The sequence below is a fragment of the Allobosea sp. BE125 genome, assembly GCF_031456075.1.
Taxonomy (GTDB): Bacteria; Pseudomonadota; Alphaproteobacteria; order Rhizobiales; family Beijerinckiaceae; genus Allobosea.
This window is the reverse complement of sequence record NZ_JAVDTY010000007.1, coordinates 200,755-217,337: the sequence shown is the minus strand read 5'-3', so window position 1 is coordinate 217,337 and position 16,583 is coordinate 200,755. Positions and strand designations below refer to the sequence as shown.

The following is a 16,583-nucleotide window of genomic DNA, read 5'->3' as shown; positions in this document are numbered from 1 at the left end:
CGCAGGAGACCACCATGCTGACCGAAGGCGAGCGCCAACAGGGCGCCGACGCATTGCTCCAGGCGGAGCGCACGCGCCAGGCGATTCCCCAGCTCAGCAAGACCTATCCCGGTATCGAGATCGAGGACGCCTACCGCATCCAGGGTCTCTGGGCGCAGGCGCGAATCGCCAATGGCGCCCGCATGGTCGGCCACAAGATCGGCCTGACCTCGCGCGCCATGCAGATGGCGTCGAAGATGACCGAGCCGGACTATGGCTGCATCCTCGACGACGCGCTCTACAATGACGGCGCCCGGATCAAGGCAAGCGACTTCATCAAGCCGCGCCTGGAGGTCGAGCTCGCCTTCGTCATGGGACAGGACCTGGAAGGCCCGGGTGCGCGCATCTACGACGTCATGCGCGCGACCGAGATGGTGCTGCCGGCGCTCGAGATCATCGATTACCGCACCGAGGTTCCGCGCGCGATCACCGACACCATCGCCGACAACGCCGCCTTCGGAGCGATCGTGGTCGGGGGACGGCCGATCCGTCCGATGGATGTCGATATCCGCTGGATCGGCGCGACGCTGTCGAAGAACGGCATCATCGAGGAATCCGGCGTCTCGGCCGCGATCATGGGCCACCCCGCCGCCGGCATTGCCTGGCTCGTCAACAAATTGCACGCTGTCGGAACGGGGCTGAGGAAGGGCGAGATCGTGCTCGCCGGCTCCTTCACCCGGCCGGTCGACATCGCAGCCGGCGACGTCATCCAGGCCGATTACGGTCCGCTCGGCGCCATCGGCGTCTCGCTCAGTTGAGGTTCGCCATGGAACTCCCGCCCAATCTGTTCAAGCGCGCCCTGAATGAGGGCCACCAGCAGATCGGCCTGTGGTGCAGCCTGCCGGGCAGCTATGCCGCCGAGGCGGTCGCGGGTTCCGGCTTCGACTGGCTCCTGCTCGACACCGAACATTCGCCCGGCGATCCGCTGACCGTGCTGGCGCAGCTCCAGGCGGTTGCGCCCTATCCGGTCTCGGCAGTGGTGCGGCCAGCCAGCAACGACGCCGTGCTGATCAAGCGATTGCTCGATTTCGGCGCGCAGACCCTATTGATCCCCTATGTCCAGAACGCTGGGGAGGCGCGGGCCGCGGTCGCGGCGATGCGCTATCCGCCCGACGGCATCAGGGGCGTTTCGGGCGTGACGCGAGCAACCTGCTTCGGCCGCGTCGCGGATTACGGCCGGCGCGCCCATGAGGAGCTCTGCCTGCTCGTGCAGATCGAGACCGGCGAGGCGCTCGACCAATTGGAGGCGATCGCCTCGGTCGATGGCGTCGACGGCGTCTTCATCGGCCCGGCCGATCTGGCGGCGAGCCTCGGCCATGTCGGCCAGCCCGGCCATCCGGAGGTCAAGGCGCTGATCGAGACGGCGATCGGCCGCATCAGGGCCTGCGGCAAGCCCGCCGGCATCCTGACGCCCGACAACGCCTTCGCCGCACGCTGCATCGAGCTTGGCACCAGCTTCACGGCCGTGGGCGTCGATGCGGCGATGCTGGTCCGGGCGACCGAAACGCTCTGCGAGCAGTTCAAGGGCCCGCGCGGCACACGGAGCTGAAGCGCGATCGCTTCAGCCCCTGACGGCCCAGCTCAGGTATCGACCGTCGCGGTCAGGGCGTTGCTCTGGATGAACTCGCGGCGCGGCTCCACGACGTCGCCCATGAGCTTGACGAAGAGGTCGTCGGCCTCGTCGTTCTGGTCGTTCTTGACGCGCAGCAGCGAGCGGGCTTCGCGGTCGAGCGTGGTTTCCCAGAGCTGTTCCGGGTTCATCTCGCCGAGGCCTTTATAGCGCTGCAGCGAGACGCCCTTCTTGCCGATGGCGGTCACGGCGTCGAACAGGTCCGTCGGGCCGTTGACGGCATGGTCGTCGCCCTTGCGGCTGAGCAGGCCCGGCTTGGCATAGGCCTCCTGCAGCGAGGCGCTCGACGCATCGAGCTTGCGCGCCTCCGCGCTGGCGAGCAGGCCGGCATCGATCGCGGCGACCTGCTTCACGCCGCGCACCATCCGCGAGAACAGGAAGCCGCCATCGGCGACCTTGCCCTCCCAGCCGCGCTCAAGATCGTCGGAGATCGCATCGAGGCGCGCGGCCACGGCGGCCGCCTTTTCATTGGCCTGCGCCTCGCTGTCCTCGGAGAAGGGATGGAGCGCGCCGGCGATCGCCATCTGCTCGACGACGCGGCGGTCATAGCGCGAATGCAATTGCCCAAGGGTGAAGCGGATGCCGCGCGCCTCCTCGATCAGGCTGCGCAGATCGGAGCCGGCCCGCTCGGCGCTGTCGCTCGTCTTGAAGACCGCGCCGTCGAGCGCGGTTTCGACGAGGTAATCCTCGAGCGCGCGCTCGTCCTTGAGATAGGTCTGCGATTTGCCGCGCGCCGCCTTGTAGAGCGGCGGCTGGGCGATGAAGAGATGCCCGCGCTCGATCACCTCCGGCATCTGCCGGTAGAAGAAGGTCAAGAGCAGGGTGCGAATGTGGGAGCCGTCCACGTCCGCGTCGGTCATGATGATGATCTTGTGGTAGCGCAGCTTCTCGATATTGAACTCTTCGCGAATGCCGGCACCGAGCGCAATGATCAGCGTACCGACCTGCTCGGAGGAGAGCATCTTGTCGACGCGCGCCCGCTCGACATTGAGGATCTTGCCGCGCAAGGGCAGCACGGCCTGGTATTCGCGGGCGCGGCCCTGCTTGGCGGAGCCACCGGCCGAGTCACCCTCGACGATGAAGAGCTCGGACTTGGCTGGATCGCGTTCCTGGCAGTCGGCGAGCTTGCCCGGGAGCGAGGCGATGTCGAGCGCGCCCTTGCGGCGGGTCAGGTCGCGCGCCTTGCGGGCGGCCTCACGCGCGGCTGCGGCTTCCGCCACCTTGCCGACGATCAGCCTGGCCTCGGGCGGGTGCTCTTCGAGCCAGGTCGAGAGCGCCTGGTTGACGACGTTCTCGACGACGGGACGCACCTCCGAGGAGACCAGCTTGTCCTTGGTCTGCGATGAGAATTTCGGGTCTGGTACCTTGACCGAGACGATTGCGGTCAGGCCCTCGCGGCAATCATCGCCGGTGAGCGCGACCTTTTCCTTCTTCAGGATGCCCGAGGTCTCGGCATAGCCGGTGATCTGGCGCGTCAGCGCGGCTCGGAAGCCGGCAAGATGGGTGCCGCCATCACGCTGCGGGATGTTGTTGGTGAAACAGAGCACGTTCTCGTGGTAGCTGTCGTTCCACCACAGCGCGACATCGACGGTGATGCCGTCCTTTTCGGCCGAGAGCATCACCGGCTTGGTGATGATCGCGGTCTTGGCCCGGTCGAGATAGCGCACGAAGGCCTCGACGCCGCCCTCATACATCAATTCCTCGCGCACCACCTCGGCATGGCGGGCATCGGTCAGGACGATGCGGACGCCCGAATTCAGGAAGGCGAGCTCGCGCAGGCGATGTTCGAGCGTCTTGTAGTCGAACTCGATCATGGTGAAGGTTTCTTGGGACGGGGTGAAGGTCACCTCCGTGCCGCGCTTGTCGCCGGCCGGCCCCACGACCGCGAGCGGCGCCACCGCATCGCCATGGCGGAACTCCATGAAATGCTCCTGGCCACCGCGCCAGATGCGCAGCTTCAGCGAGACCGAGAGCGCGTTCACCACGGAGACGCCGACGCCGTGGAGGCCGCCCGAGACCTTGTAGGAGTTCTGGTCGAACTTACCGCCGGCATGGAGCTGGGTCATGATGACCTCGGCCGCCGAGATGCCTTCCTCGCTGTGGATATTTGTCGGGATGCCGCGGCCATTATCGGTGACGGTGACCGAACCCTCGGCGTTCAGCGTGACGGTGACGAGGTCGGCATGGCCGGCCAGCGCCTCGTCGATCGCGTTGTCGACCACCTCATAGACCATGTGATGCAGGCCCGAGCCGTCATCGGTGTCGCCGATATACATGCCGGGGCGCTTGCGCACCGCATCCAAGCCTTTGAGAACCTTGATAGAATCGGCGCCATAGGCGGCATCTTCAAGGTCGCGGGCAGCATCGCTCATGTCGTGGTCCTTCGGCGGAGGCGCGGGCATCCGCGATCGTCTTGATTCGTATGGGTCAATATAGGGGCTAATGACGGCTTTTTCACGCGTGTACGCGTGCGTGCGCGAGTCTGGCGGTTATCAGCCCGCAAACCCCGCGATCGCCTCCAGGAAGGCCTCGCCATATTGCGTGAGCTTGCGCTCGCCGACGCCTTCGATCGCGCGCATCGCCTCCAGCCCCAGTGGCCGCTCGCGCGCCATCGCGATCAGGGTGCGGTCGGTGAAGATGATGTAGGCCGCGACGCCCTCCTCGCGGGCGATCGACAGGCGCAGTTGCCTGAGATGCTCGAACAGCCCGGCCGTGCCCTCGTCGAGCCCGTCGGCGCGGGCCGCCTCGCGCCCGGCGCGACGCGTACGGCGATCAGCATGGAGATCGGCCCGAAGCGCGATCGCCTCGCGGCCGAACAGGATGTCTTCACCCCTCGGGGTCAGGCAGAAGCCGCCATGCTCGATGCTGGCCTCGGCCAGGGCGCCGGCGGCGAAGAGCTTTCGCGTCAATGCGGTCCAGGCGCTCTTGGGCTTGTCCTGGCCGACACCGAAGGTCTTCAGCCCATCATGGTTCTGGCGGCGGATGGTCTCGGACATGGTGCCGGTCAGGATGTCGGCGAGATGGCCCGCGCCGAAGCGCTGGCCCGAGCGCGCCACCGCAGAGAGCAGCTTTCGCGCATCGAGCGTAGCATCGGTCAATTCGGCCTCGCCGCCGCAGAGATCGCAGCGGATCGGCGCATTTCCATGGCGGCAGCTCTGCGTCTCCTCGCCGAAATAGGCGAGCAGCGCGCTCCTGCGGCACAGCGCGGATTCGCACAGGTCGATCATGGCGTTCAGGCGCTTGTGCTCGATCCGGCGGCGCTCGTCCTCGACCGCCTTCTCGTCGATCTGGCGGCGGCGCAGCGCCATGTCCTCGATGCCGTAGAGGGTCAGCGTGTCGGCCGGCAGGCCATCGCGACCGGCACGGCCGATCTCCTGGTAATAGCTCTCGATCGAGCCCGGCATGTCGGCATGGACGACGAAGCGGACATCGGGCTTGTTGATGCCCATGCCGAAGGCGATGGTGGCGCAGACGACGACGCCGTCCTCCTGCAGGAAGATGTCCTGATTGCGGTTGCGCAGGCCCTGCTCCATGCCCGCGTGATAGGGCAGCGCGTTGTAGCCTTTCTCGCGCAGGCCCTCGCTCAAGCGTTCGGTGCGCCCGCGCGACGAGCAATAGACGATGCCGCTGCCGCCGCGATGGCGCGTCAGGAACTCGGCGATCTGGCGCTTGGGCTGATCCTTGGGCGCGAAGGCGAGCTTCAGATTCGGGCGGTCGAAGGAGTGGACGACGCTGTGCGGCGGCTTGGGGAAGAGCTGCTGGGCAATGTCCTCGCGCGTCTGCCGGTCGGCGGTTGCGGTCAGGGCCGTCACCGGCACGCCGCCCAGCGCCTCGCGCGCCTTGGCGAGCAGGCGGTATTCGGGGCGGAAATCATGGCCCCATTGCGAGACGCAATGCGCCTCGTCGATGGCGAGCCGGGTCACGCCGAGCCGGCGCAGGCGCGAGACCAGTCCCTCGCCGGCCAAGCGCTCGGGCGAGACGAAGAGCAGGCGCAATTCGCCGGCATTGAGCTTGTCCCAGGCTTCAGTGGCCTCGGTCTCGCTGTTCATCGAATTGAGCGAGGCGGCGGCGACGCCGGCCCGCGTCAATTGCCCGACCTGGTCGCGCATCAGCGCGATCAAAGGCGAGACCACCAGCGTCAAACCACCCGCGACCAGCGCCGGAAGCTGATAGCACATCGATTTACCCGAGCCCGTCGGCATCACCGCGAAGACGTCTTCGCCGGCAAGGGCGGCCGCGATCACCTCCCATTGGCCGGGACGGAATTCGTCATAGCCGAAGACGGATTTGAGGATCGCGCGGGCGTCTGATTCGCGGGATTGCGGCATGATCAGTGGTGTGCCCGACCGCCGCGCGGATTGCCAGCCTCAGGACAGCCCGGCCAACAGGTGAAGCGCGGCCGCCAGGGCGAAGACCGCCGTGATCAGCCCGGAGGCGAGCGGGCGCGGATCGAACCAGAGGCACTGGAGCGCCAATCGCAGCAACCAGAACAAGCCACCCGCGAGGGGCAGCAGCCAGGATGCCTCGGGATCTCCCGCCTGCCAGATCAACGCCGCGCCATAGACGACGAAGACGAAGCTCAGCATCACATTGAGCGTTTGGGTGATCGCGCTGTTCAGCCCGCCCGATGGCGCGAGTCGTTCCGGCCAGCCGAAGAGCCGCCAGAACGCCGCATGGAACAGCGCGAAGCCGAGATCGAGCAGGCCCGCCGCCAGCAGCAGCATGGCCGCTCAGCTGCGCATGGCGATGGCAGCAGCCGCTCCCGCCATGACGCCGCCCGTCAATCGGTTGATCCGGCGCAGAGCGCGCGGGCTCGCCACCAGCCGCCGCGCCCGATCGGCCGCATAGGCATAGGCGATCAGGGTCGAGCCGATGATCAGCGTGATCAACGTGGCGATCTCGGCGAAGGCGAGCGGCGTCAGGGCGGAGAGGTCGACGACCAGCGGCAGGATCGACAGGAAGAAGACGATGACCTTGGGATTGCCCATCGTCAGCGCGATTCCGCCCAGGAACAGGCGCCAGCCTTCCCCGCGCGCCGCCGGAGCCTGCTTCAACGCTCCCGTGGGCGCGGCCCAGAGCCGCAAGGCGAGATAGAGCAGATAGGCGCAGCCGGCATATTTGATCGCGACGAACAGCCCGTGGAAGCTCTGCATCAGCACGGCGAGCCCGAGCGCGGTCAGCGAGAGCCAGATCAGGTCGCCCGCGACGATGCCGGCGGCGAAGGGCAGCGAGCGGCGAAAGCCGGTGGCCAGCGAGCGCGCCACCAGCGCCGCGATGCTTGGCCCCGGCGAAGCGACGGCAAGGAAATAAACGCCGGCGAAAATCAGAAGGCTCGAAAAATCCATGGCATGCGACCGCTTATCGTGATGCTGCCGCAAGGTTAGCAGCCTTGCCGCATCCCGTCCCATCGCATTGCGTGGCCTGATCGATCAGACCGCTTCGCGAACGACCGCGTGATGCCGGTCGGCGCGCACCTGCGCAACCTCGCCGAGGAAGACGGCAATCGAGCTTTCGAGTTCCTGCGCCAGCCGGGAGGTTGCCTTGATGCGTTCGTCAGTGTGGTAAGCGAGCGCCGCAGCCTCTCCGGCGAGCCCCTCGACCAGCGTCGCATGGCGGGCGATTGCATCGACCCCAAGCGACGAGGCTTCGGCCTGGGCGGCGATGGCTTCGATGCGCCCGGCCTGACCGGCTGCGGATTCGGCCACAAGGCGAGCGCTGGCCTGCATCGCCTGCATGGTGCTGCCGAGCTGGGCAACGGCTTCATCGATGGCGAGACTCGCATTGACCACTTCGTCGATGCCCTGACGAATGGTCTCCGTGGCGCTGTTGGTCGCCGTCGCGAGGGATTTCACCTCGGCGGCCACAACCGCAAAGCCGCGCCCGGCCTCGCCCGCGCGCGCGGCCTCGATGGTGGCATTGAGCGCCAGCAGATTGGTTTGCGCCGCGAGATTACGGATCAGTTCGACCACGTTGCCGATACGGCCATTGGCTTGCCGGAGCATGGCGACATTGCTGGCAATCCCCTCGCAGCCCGCCCCGGCCTCGTCCGCTGCCCGGCTGGACGTTGCGGTCTCGACCGTGATCTCGGCGCAGGACGCGCCGAAGGCACGCGTGGCGGAGACGATCTCGGCCACGGAGGCCGCGACCTGCTCGGGCTTGCGCTGGGTCTCGGCCACCGCCGACAGGGTTTCACCGGCCTTGGCCGACAGCTCGCTGGAGAACCCGGAAATGTCGCCCATGCTGACCTCGATCGCCGAGATGCGCTCGGCGATGCCGCTCCGAAAGGCCTGTTCGACCAGCTTGAGGCGCTCGCCCGTCTGCAGGTCGATTGCCTCGTCGAAACGGGCGATCGAGTAGGCAATGTCGGTCAGCATCAATTTGCAGAACACGCGTAGCGCTTCGTCGACCGGCCCCCAGCGCCGCTTCCAGCGCGAGAAAATGACCGACAGGAAGTTCGAGAAATCCTCGAGGAAGAACAGCGGATAGTCCGCCAAGGTGATGTCGTGCTGGTTGGCCCGGCTGACGATGCGCCGCTTGGCGGCAACGTAATCGGCATCGAATTGCAGGGCGAAAAGCAGGCGGTATTTGGCCTGCTCGTCACGATGGAGCTGGCGGTCCTGGTTAAGCTTGTCGCGGCCGAAGGTCGAACTGTAGAGCTTCTCGATCGAGGCATCGAAATACGGCGCGAGGAGCGCGAGCAGGCGGCTCGCGATCTCCTTCTCCGACGCAGAGAACATGTTCGGGGATGGCTGCATGGGCGATGACACTAGCACCGAATGGTTAACCGCCCATCAACCATGAGGCGCGGCCCCAGCCAGCATGACGATGGCTTTTCCGTATCCACAGACAGCTCAGTTGAGTATTTCCGCGTCTATAGTCGAAACGTGCGCGTCCTGTAGGCGAGGAACGCCCCCAAAGCGCAATCACCACCACGTCGATCACACTTGGCATTTCTGGTCTCGATCACACCATGGGCAGCGCCCGGCCGGCCTCGACCTTGATCTGCTGGGAACCATCCGGCAGGTCAGCGAACAGCGCTGGATCCGCCCCGGTCATCCAGACCTGGCAGCCGAGCGCGAGCAAGGCGTCGTAGAGCGCCGCCCGCCGGCGCGGATCGAGATGGGCGGCGATCTCGTCCAGCAGGACGAGCGGGGTGATGCCGCTCATCGCCGCGACCAGCCTGGCATGGGCGAGCACGAGGCCGATCAGGAGCGCCTTCTGCTCACCGGTGGACCCCAGCTCGGCGGGTATGTCCTTGGGCGCATGGCGGACTTCGAGATCCGAGGCCTGCGGCCCGATCAGCGTTCGCCCGGCGGCACGATCGCGAGCCCGGCCCTGGCGCAGCAGGGCCCGGTAGGCGTCCTCCGCGTCGAGCGCCGGAAGCTGTGCCACCAGCGTGTCGAGCTCGCCCGCCAGCGCCAGCGCCGCATGGGGGAAGGGCGAGGCGTCGTCGCGGGTTTCCGCGATGATCGCGCTCAATCGCGCCACCGTCTCGGCGCGGGCGGCCGCGACCGCGACGCCGAGCTCGGCGACCTCGCGCTCGACGGCGTCGAGCCATTGCGTCTGATGCGGCGTTTCCTCGAGGATGCGGTTGCGCGAGCGCAAGGCGCGCTCCAGCGCGTTCGAGCGGGTCGCATGCGTCGGGTCGACCGCCAGCACCAGCCGGTCGAGGAAGCGGCGGCGATCGCCGGCCGCGCCCCTGAACAGCCCGTCGACATCCGGCGTCAGCCAGACCAGGCGCAAATGCTCGCTGAAGGCCAACGCCGAGCCGACCGGCACACCGTCGATGCGCGAGAGGCGGCTGCGCTTACCATCGCCATCGCGCTCGCTCAGCCCCATGCCCAGGCGCGGCCCGTCATCGGCGAGCGCGATCGAGACGGCAAAGGAGCTCGGTCCGCCCTGGCGCGCCATGTCGGCAAGGTCGACGCGGCGCAGGCCGCGCCCGGGCGCGAACAGCGAAAGCGCCTCCAGCAGATTGGTCTTGCCCGCTCCGTTCTCGCCGACAAGCGCAACGATTTGGCCCTCGATCGTCAGATCGAGGGCCTCATAGGAACGGAAATCCTGGAGGATCAGGCGCGCGACGGCGGTCACGGCACTGAACGCTGCCTAAACCCGCATCGGCATCAGCACATAGAGCGCAGACGCGCCTTCGCGATCCTGGATCACGGTCGGCGAGCCGGGGTCGGCCAGCTTGAGCAGGGCGGTGTCGCCATCGAGCTGGGCGGCGATATCCATGAGATAGCGGGCATTGAAGCCGATATCGAGCGGGCTCGCATCATAGTCGACCTCGATCTCCTCGGTCGCCGAGCCGGAATCGGGATTGGTGACCGAGAGCGTCATGCGGCCATCGGCCATGGAGAGCTTCACGGCCCGGCCGCGCTCGGAGGATATCGTCGAGACACGGTCGACCGAGGCTGCGAAATCGCCCTTGTCGACGGTCAATCGCTTGTCGTTGCCGCTGGGAATGACGCGCTGATAATCGGGGAAAGTGCCGTCGATCAGCTTCGAGGTCAGCACCACGGCCTGGGTCGCGACGCGGATCTTGGTTGCGGATAATTCGATCGCCACTTCGGTCTCGCCATCCTCCAGCAGCTTCTGGATTTCGGAGACGGCCTTGCGCGGGATGATGACGCCGGGCATGCCGGCGGCGCCCGCAGGTGCTGCGGTGTCGACGCGGGCAAGGCGGTGGCCGTCAGTGGCGACCGCGCGCAACAGGCTGCGGCCCTCGACATCGAGCGTGTGGAGATAGATGCCGTTCAGATAATAGCGCGTCTCCTCGGTCGAGATCGCGAACTGCGTCTTGTCGATCAGGCGCTTGAACTCACCGGCCGGAAGCACGAAGCGATGCGCCATCTCGCCGGCTGTGATGTCCGGGAAGTCGCTTTCCGGCAAGGTCTGGAGCTGGAAGCGCGAGCGGCCCGAGCGCAAGGTCAGCCCGGTCTCGCCAGTCGTCTCAAGCGAGACCTGTGCGCCGTCGGGCAGCTTGCGGACGATATCGTACAGCGTATGGGCCGGAACGGTCGTCGCGCCGGGCTCGGCGACATCGGCGGCGATTGTTTCCACGACCTCTATATCGAGGTCGGTCGCCTTGAGCCTCAGGCCGGCCTCCGCTCCGCTGAGCAGCAAGTTCGACAGGATCGGGATCGTGTTGCGGCGCTCCACCACGCGATGCACGTGGCCCAGCGACTTCAGCAGCGTGGAACGTTCGACCGTGACCTTCATATCTCTTAGTCTTCTGGCGTGATTGCGCCCGGGCCAAGGAAGCGCGGGCGGCGGAATGGCCCGCGACATTGCCGGAGGCGCGCCACCGGCGCAAGGGCAGGCGCGCCGGCAATCACAATCAAAACGGGCAGAGGGGCTTCAACGCCCGCCGCTCACTCCTGCAGCATGCGCTTCAAGAGATCGACCTCGTCATGGAGCATGCGATCCTCGGTGATCGCCTTCTCGATCTTGCGCACCGCATGCAGCACCGTGGTGTGGTCGCGCCCGCCGAAACGGCGGCCGATCTCAGGCAGGGAGCGCGGAGTCAGCGCCTTGGAGAGATACATCGCGATCTGGCGCGGCTTCACCACCGCCGCCGTCCGCCGCTCCGACAGGATATCGGCCCGGCTGACATTGTAGCGCGTCGCGACCAGCTTTTGGATGTCCTCGATCTTGACGCGGCGCGGCTCGCGGGTGCGCACCAGATCGCGGATCGCGGCCTCGGCCGTCTCCAGGGTGACCGCCTGGCCAGACAGCGTGGCATGGGCAAGCAAGCGGTTGGCGGCACCGTCGAGATCGCGGCCATTGGTGGCGACGACGCAAGCGACATAGGCGACGACATCGGGATTGACGTGGAAATTCGGATGGGCGGCGTGCAGCGCCGCCAATCGGCCGCCCAGAATCTTGCCGCGCAGCGTCTCGTCGAGATCGCCGACCTCGACGACGAGTCCGCCGCCCAGGCGCGAGCGGATGCGCTCGTCCAGCGCCTCGAGGTCGTTGGCGAGCCTGTCACCGGCCACGACGATCTGCTTGCCGGCGTCGATCAGCGCATTGATCGTATGGCCGAACTCCTGCTGGATCGACTTGCCCTGGATGAACTGGACATCATCGACCACGAGCAGGTCGATGCCGCGCAGCTTCTCCTTGAAGGCGAGCGCGGTCTGCGACTTCAGCGCGGCGACGAAGCCGTACATGAAGCGGTCGGCGGTGAAATAGGCGACGCGCTTGCCCTGGCGGCGCGCTTCCTGGGCGATTGCCTGCAGCAGATGCGTCTTGCCCAGGCCGACGCCGGCATGAAGGTAGAGCGGGTTATAGGGCGTCGATCCGGCAGGAGCCGCAGCGATACGCTCGGCAGCCGCGAAAGCGAGCTGGTTCGACTTGCCGACGATGAAGTTCTCGAAGGTCAGGCGCCGGTCGAGCACCGTGCCGCAAGCGTCGACGATGTCGCGCTCGCACGGCGTCGCGGCCTCACCATGGCGGATCTCGGCGGAAGCGGCCGCAGGCGCAGCCACGGCAGAGCGCGGACGCGCGGCGACCATCTCTCGCACCGGGGCCGGCGCACTGTCACGCGAGACCTGGCGGACGGACAGGATGACGCCATTCACGGCGCCCAGTTCTGCCTGGCAATTGACCTGAAGACGCTCGGCGTAATGCGCCTCGAGCCAGCTCTTCAGGAAACGGGTCGGCACGGTGAGATAGGCGACGCTGTCGACGAGCCCGCCGATCTCGACACGGGCGAACCAGCTCGAGAACACGTCCTCGCCAAGCTCCGCACGCAGGCGGCGGCGAACTCGGTCCCAGGCCTCCCCGAGCGAACCCTGCAGGGGGGCGATCGTCTCCGTGATCGTGGTCGCAACCAAAGGAAGCGGCGACGCCACTGCCTCGATCGCTTCCACCGTCTCCTGCCGTTCAAACATGTGTGTTGCCCCATTCTTTAAAAAATTGGCGCGCTTGAGCGAGAACCGCCGCAATGCGGCAGCCTCGCCGGCGCTACTGGTCCGGTCGATAGATCAGGCCTTCCGCGAACGCTGCGCGCTCGCAGGGGACCTGCCTTCGCTTCTGTCGATTACGCCTGGATAGCCCGCGGAGAGACGCAGCCGCACTTCATCTCAACCTGACAAGACAAAGAGCCGCATCCTCCAACCCCCCTAGGTCGCGAGCCAAAACGCTATTATTTCTTCGGAAATCCCCGGTGGCCATTGCTGTCCGCCCGGCGATGAAAATGACCTTACAGGGCGCTCTCGAAAGGGATCAACATCCCCTTCAGCCGGCTTCCGAGAGTCGAGGCCCGAAAGGGGTAGTCTGACCTACCGGCATTCACCGTGCAATTGGTTGTGGAACTTAAGATTTTCTTTACGGATGCCCTATGCCTTCGAGAGCGAATCTTTTTTTTCCAAATGTGCCATCCACCCGAGGAGAGTCGGAGGGAATCCCGAGGGCCAAATCCTTTGCCCGCTAAACTCATGAAAAATAAGCGCTTTCGCTGCGCGGTCAAAACTGCCGGAGAGGCCGATTTTGCGCCCTCAGAGCGCCCCCGGAGTCAACCCCGCAAAGCCGTGGAAAGATTGCAGAATCGTGCTGACAAGCGATGCGAATCAATCATTCGCACAATGTAGCAGCCGGGTCACAGCCAGGTTTGCAGCCAACGAAAAAACCCGGCCTCACGGCCGGGTTTTTCAGTCGAAAATCCGCTCTGCGGAATGGCGAAAATCAGGAGGCGAGAGCGCCAACCCGATGCGCCAGGCGCGAGACCTTCCGGGACGCCGTATTCTTGTGAACGATGCCCTTCTGAGCAGCCCGCATGATCTCGGGCTGGGCCGCCTTCAGAGCATCGGCAGCGGCGCTCTTGTCGCCGGAGGCGATCGCCTCCTCGACCTTGCGCAGGAAGGTGCGCATGCGCGAGCGGCGCGCCTTATTGACCTCGGTGCGACGCGCGATCTTGCGCGTGGCCTTCTTGGCCGACGTCGTATTGGCCATCGAAACGTCCTCGTTCTCATCGCGTCCGTTCGCCTCAGGCTATGTGCCTGGCGGGGTCGGACCGCGACCGTGATGGAAAATGCGTGGGCGGCGGCCGTTGCTTGCGCGGACCGTCGCGAGAGGCAGGCGTATAGTCGCTGCCGCGCCCGGCGTCAACGCCGGAATGGCGCGTGGCCGCAGGTTTTAGAGTCGAACACGTTCTTTCGCATTCGGACGATTCCGTCCGAATGCGACGTGATCTAACCGGCCGGCGCGATGAAACGGGCAAAGCTCGCCAGATCGACGTTGCCACCGCTCAAGATCACGCCGACGCGCTTGCCCGCGACCGGCACCGCGCCGGTGAATGCGGCGGCGGCGGCCAGGCATCCGGTCGGCTCGACCACGAGCTTCATCCGCTCGGCGAAGAAGCGCATCGCATCGATCAGCGCGGCGTCGCTGACGGTGACGATGTCCTCGACCAGGGCCTGGATGATCGGGAAGGTGAGATCGCCCAGGAAGGCGGTCTGCGCCCCGTCGGCGATCGTCTTGGGCACCGCGATCTTGACGATCTTGCCGGAGCGGAAGGATTGCTGCCCGTCATTGCCGGCCTCGGGCTCGACGCCGAAGACGCGGCAGCCCGGATTCAGCGCCTTGGCGGCCAGGGCCGCCCCAGCCAGCAGGCCGCCGCCGCCCAGGCAGACCAGCAGGATGTCGAGGGGGCCGGCATCCTCGATCAGCTCCTTGGTCGCGGTGCCCTGCCCGGCGATGACATGAGGGTGGTCATAGGGCGGGATCACGGTCAGGCCGCGCTCGGCCGCGAGCTGGCCGCCGATCACGAGGCGGTCCTGGCTGTAGCGGTCATAGCGCACGATCTCGCCGCCATAGGCCTGCGTCGCCTCGACCTTCGCCACCGGCGCATCCTCCGGCATGATGATCGTGGTGGGCACGCCGAGCAGCTTGCCCGCCAGCGCGATCGCCTGGGCGTGATTGCCCGAGGAATAGGTCACGACGCCGGCACGCTTCTGCTCCGGCGACAATGCCGCGATCGCATTATAGCCGCCGCGGAACTTGAAGGCGCCCATGCGTTGCAGGTTCTCGGCCTTGAAGACCAGGCTGGCGTCAGTGCGCCTGTTGGCGGTGGCCGAGGTCAGAACCGGGGTATGATGGGCGACGCCCTTGATGCGCAGCGCTGCCGCCTCGACATCGGCATAGGTCGGCGGGGAGGGCTTGCTGGCGGCTGCATCGGTCATGGAAGCTGTGTCCTGGGGCGTGATCGTCTCAACCCTATCTGCCAGCACAGGCAGTCCCGCTTCAAGTCAGAGACGGTGACATCAGCCATGCGTGGCGTTGATCGACGCGCAAGCCGTGGGGAACCGAGCGCCCCCTGTATGAGCCGCTCGGGTCAAGCCCGAGCATGGCGAGATCGCCGCTTCACCTGAAGAAAATCAGCGTCTGCACCAGAAACAGCGGGATCAGAATCGTGCCCGACCAGAGCATGTAGCCGAAGAAGCTCGGCATCGCGACCTTCCGGTCCTTGGCGATGGCATAGACCATGAAGTTCGGCGCGTTGCCGATATAGCTGTTGGCGCCCATGAAGACCGCGCCGGCCGAGATCGCCGTCAGCGTCAATGCACCCGTCGTCATCAGCTTTTGCGGATCGCCGCCGGCGAGCTCGAAGAAGACGAGATAGGTCGGCGCATTGTCGAGGAAGGAGGACAGCGCCCCGGTCAGCCAGAAATAGGCGATGTTGTTGGGCGCGCCATCGGCATGGCTGACCAGCGCGACCAGCGGCGCGAAGGCTCCGTTGCGGCCCGCCTGCAGCATCGCCAGCACCGGGATGATGCAGATGAAGATACCGGCGAAGAGTTTGGCGACCTCCTTGATCGGCCCCCAGCTGAATTCATTGCCGGCGCGCACCGGACCCGGCGTCAGCTTCAGCGAAAGCCCCGCCAGCGCGAGCAGGATGAGGTCGCGCGCCAGGTTCTGCCATTCCACCGCGATGCCGTGCACGGTGAAGGCGACGCCCGGCTTCCAGCTCGCCGACATCAGGATGGCGAGGATGACGCCGCCGAGCAGGGCGATGTTGACCTTGCCATAGAGCTTGATGTCGCGGTCCGGTGTCGGGTCCTTGAGCTGCGGCAGGCCCTCCTCCTTGCGGTAGAACCAGCTGTCGAGCCCATAGAACAGGGCGAGCAGCACGATGACGGCAAAGCCGGTCTCCGGAAGCAGATGCGTGGTCGTCCAGAAGAAGCTCACCCCGCGCAGGAAGCCGAGGAACAGCGGCGGGTCGCCGAGTGGCGTCAGCGAGCCGCCGATATTCGAGACCAGGAAGATGAAGAACACGACGACATGGACATTGTGGCGCCGCGCATCATTGGCGCGCAGGATCGGGCGGATCATGATGATCGAGGCGCCCGTGGTGCCGACGAAGCTCGCCATCAGCGTGCCGATCGCCAGAAGAACCGTGTTGGTCGCGGGCGTGCCGTGCAGATTGCCCATGATCAGGATGCCGCCGGCGATCGTGAACAGGGCAAAGAGCAGGATGATGAAGGGGATATAATCGAGCAGCCCCATATGCAGGAGCGCGCCCAGCGCCGGGTCGAAACCGCGCGACAGGACCAGCGGCGCCAGCACCAGCACCGACCAGAACGCTGCGAACTTGCCGTAGTTCAGCTCCCAGAAATGCGGGAACAGCACGGGACCGAGCGCGATCGAGAGCAGCATGCCGGCGAAGGGCAGCGCCCAGACCGCTCCCATCGTCGCGCCGCCGATATCGCCTGCGGCCAGCGCTGCGCTGGAGACCAGGCATAGCGCGAGCACCGCGCCGGTTCGTCTCAGAAAGCTCACTAAGGCCATTCCCCGCCCGCTTTTCGCGTGGTTGTCATCATCGCCGAGCCCAGAGGCTGTTGTGGACTGTAGCTGGTTAGACGAGGAGCGAAAGCCTAGCAACCTGGGGCCAAATCAGTATAGGCCCGGG

General features: G+C 66.2%; 13 protein-coding genes. 2 read left to right on the top strand and 11 right to left on the bottom strand.

Features of this window, described 5'->3' with window-relative positions:
- Window positions 1–14 precede the first annotated feature (14 nt).
- Together hpaH and hpaI are read left to right on the top strand one after the other, a co-directional pair.
- On the top strand, window positions 15–797 hold the full coding sequence (gene hpaH / locus J2Y55_RS17355; protein ID WP_310155901.1) for a 2-oxo-hept-4-ene-1,7-dioate hydratase: 783 nt from the start codon (window positions 15–17) through the stop codon (window positions 795–797).
- 8 nt (window positions 798–805) lie between these two features.
- Entirely contained in the window at window positions 806–1,588 is a 783-nt protein-coding gene (gene hpaI, locus J2Y55_RS17350) for a 4-hydroxy-2-oxoheptanedioate aldolase (protein ID WP_310155899.1), read from the top strand.
- A gap of 32 nt (window positions 1,589–1,620) precedes the next feature.
- Here hpaI and gyrB read toward each other — a convergent pair whose 3' ends face one another.
- The 11 genes from gyrB to J2Y55_RS17295 all read right to left on the bottom strand — a co-directional run bounded on the left by gyrB (window position 1,621) and on the right by J2Y55_RS17295 (window position 16,462).
- Window positions 1,621–4,041, bottom strand: a complete 2,421-nt coding sequence (gene gyrB, locus J2Y55_RS17345; RefSeq protein ID WP_310155897.1) for a DNA topoisomerase (ATP-hydrolyzing) subunit B — start codon at window positions 4,039–4,041, stop codon at window positions 1,621–1,623.
- 120 nt (window positions 4,042–4,161) lie between these two features.
- The gene (recQ, locus tag J2Y55_RS17340) at window positions 4,162–5,997 is read right to left on the bottom strand and encodes a DNA helicase RecQ (protein WP_310155894.1); all 1,836 of its coding nucleotides are present in this window, start codon (window positions 5,995–5,997) and stop codon (window positions 4,162–4,164) included.
- Window positions 5,998–6,036: 39 nt separating this feature from the next.
- Window positions 6,037–6,393, bottom strand: a complete 357-nt coding sequence (locus J2Y55_RS17335; RefSeq protein ID WP_310155891.1) for a hypothetical protein — start codon at window positions 6,391–6,393, stop codon at window positions 6,037–6,039.
- Window positions 6,394–6,399: 6 nt separating this feature from the next.
- Window positions 6,400–7,014 (bottom strand): LysE family translocator, encoded by a 615-nt coding sequence (locus J2Y55_RS17330; RefSeq protein WP_310155888.1) that lies wholly within the window; start codon window positions 7,012–7,014, stop codon window positions 6,400–6,402.
- 84 nt (window positions 7,015–7,098) lie between these two features.
- Window positions 7,099–8,406 (bottom strand): methyl-accepting chemotaxis protein, encoded by a 1,308-nt coding sequence (locus J2Y55_RS17325; RefSeq protein WP_310155885.1) that lies wholly within the window; start codon window positions 8,404–8,406, stop codon window positions 7,099–7,101.
- A 226-nt stretch (window positions 8,407–8,632) separates the two neighbouring features.
- Window positions 8,633–9,760: a DNA replication/repair protein RecF gene (gene recF / locus J2Y55_RS17320; protein ID WP_310155882.1), complete on the bottom strand. Its 1,128-nt coding sequence runs from the start codon at window positions 9,758–9,760 to the stop codon at window positions 8,633–8,635.
- Between the two features lie 15 nt (window positions 9,761–9,775).
- Window positions 9,776–10,891, bottom strand: coding sequence for a DNA polymerase III subunit beta (dnaN, locus tag J2Y55_RS17315; RefSeq protein ID WP_092173020.1), 1,116 nt, complete (start codon window positions 10,889–10,891; stop codon window positions 9,776–9,778).
- Window positions 10,892–11,043: 152 nt separating this feature from the next.
- Window positions 11,044–12,567 carry a chromosomal replication initiator protein DnaA gene (gene dnaA / locus J2Y55_RS17310; protein ID WP_310155873.1) on the bottom strand — a complete coding sequence of 508 codons (1,524 nt, stop codon included), beginning with the start codon at window positions 12,565–12,567 and terminating at the stop codon, window positions 11,044–11,046.
- A 793-nt stretch (window positions 12,568–13,360) separates the two neighbouring features.
- On the bottom strand, window positions 13,361–13,627 hold the full coding sequence (gene rpsT / locus J2Y55_RS17305) for a 30S ribosomal protein S20 (RefSeq protein ID WP_092173014.1): 267 nt from the start codon (window positions 13,625–13,627) through the stop codon (window positions 13,361–13,363).
- A 239-nt stretch (window positions 13,628–13,866) separates the two neighbouring features.
- The gene (locus J2Y55_RS17300; RefSeq protein WP_310155866.1) at window positions 13,867–14,856 is read right to left on the bottom strand and encodes a threo-3-hydroxy-L-aspartate ammonia-lyase; all 990 of its coding nucleotides are present in this window, start codon (window positions 14,854–14,856) and stop codon (window positions 13,867–13,869) included.
- 181 nt (window positions 14,857–15,037) lie between these two features.
- Window positions 15,038–16,462, bottom strand: coding sequence for a sodium:proton antiporter (locus J2Y55_RS17295; protein WP_404978959.1), 1,425 nt, complete (start codon window positions 16,460–16,462; stop codon window positions 15,038–15,040).
- Window positions 16,463–16,583 lie beyond the last annotated feature (121 nt).